We start from the raw sequence: 821 nt of genomic DNA, 5'->3' as shown, positions 1-821 counted from the left end.
ATATTTGCGAAAAAATAAGCGATACAGATTTAATTAAGTTCATTGATGTTCAAAAGGAAGTCCATCCTGTTAAAACACTTTGTGAAGTGTTAGGCATTGCTAGAAGTTCATTCTATCAATCTCATCACAAAGTAGAATCGAAGCGATCACTTGAAAATAAAGAATTAACCAATCAAATTAGACAAATTCATACGGAAAGCAAAGGACGATATGGTGCACCTAAAATACATCAAACTTTACTAACGAAAGGGTTTGAACCAAGTATAAAACGTGTTCAGCGATTGATGCGTCAAGCAGGGATTTTCTCAACCATTCAAACCAAATATCGTCCCTATACGCATAATAAAGATAAAATCGAAGAAAGAGAAAACCTATTAGAACAAGATTTTGGCACCACGACAATTAATGAAAAGTGGGTCGCTGATATTACGTATATTCACGTTTTACGTGAAGGTTGGTGTTACTTAGCTTCCGTATTAGATTTGCATTCTAAAAAAGTGATTGGATATTCATTTTCACGAAAAATGACAACAGATATTGTAGTAGAGGCATTAGAAAACGCTTTCTCTATTCAAAGACCATCAAAAGAACTCATTTTGCATACGGACTTGGGATCGCAATATACAAGCCAAGAATTTCAAGCTTTACTCGTAAAACGTAATATAAAGCCCTCTTTTAGTCGAAAAGGCTGTCCTTATGATAATGCTTGCATTGAATCTTTTCACGCTTCTTTAAAGAAAGAAGAAGTTTACCAAACAAAGTATGTAACGTTTGAAGAAGCAAAACTAGCAATCTTTCAATATATCGAAGGCTGGTATAAC

The 821-nt window shown here is 34.1% G+C and carries 1 protein-coding gene; it reads left to right on the top strand.

The annotated features are described in order from the left end of the window. Positions 1–821, top strand: an 821-nt coding sequence (locus BN349_RS22885) for an IS3 family transposase (protein WP_019244604.1), incomplete at both ends; no start/stop codon positions are given.

The sequence above is a fragment of the Bacillus sp. AP8 genome, from assembly GCF_000321185.1.
Taxonomy (GTDB): domain Bacteria; phylum Bacillota; class Bacilli; order Bacillales; family DSM-1321; genus Bacillus_AD; species Bacillus_AD massilioanorexius.
Note: the sequence above shows the minus strand (reverse complement) of the source record. Positions and strands in the feature narration are given on the sequence as shown.